Source organism: Jejuia spongiicola, assembly GCF_023502325.1.
In the GTDB taxonomy this organism is placed as follows: Bacteria; Bacteroidota; Bacteroidia; order Flavobacteriales; family Flavobacteriaceae; genus Wocania_A; species Wocania_A spongiicola.
The window spans coordinates 1-249 of the sequence record NZ_JAMFLZ010000041.1 but is presented as its reverse complement, the minus strand read 5'-3'; the positions used below and the strand labels follow the sequence as shown (position 1 = coordinate 249).

Sequence of the window (249 nt, the reverse complement as noted above, 5' to 3'; positions counted from 1 at the left end):
TCTCACTTACTGTAGATGTGTTAAATGCGACAGTAGCAAACTTAGACTGTGCAGCAGGAACTGCTTCACCAGCAACAGCTACAGAAAATACAGCTTATACTGGAACAGCAACCATCCCTTATACAGGTGGTAACGGAGCGGCATACGGTGCAGGATCACCAACCGCTTCTACGGGAGTAACAGGATTAACAGCAACCATCCAAGCAGGAACGCTTGCTAACGGGGCTGGGAACTTAAGCCTAAACATTA

General features: G+C 47.4%; 1 pseudogene. It reads left to right on the top strand.

Going from position 1 to position 249, the window contains the following annotated elements:
• A pseudogene (locus tag M3P09_RS17270) lies at nt 1-249 on the top strand (DUF3500 domain-containing protein); the annotation flags it as partial.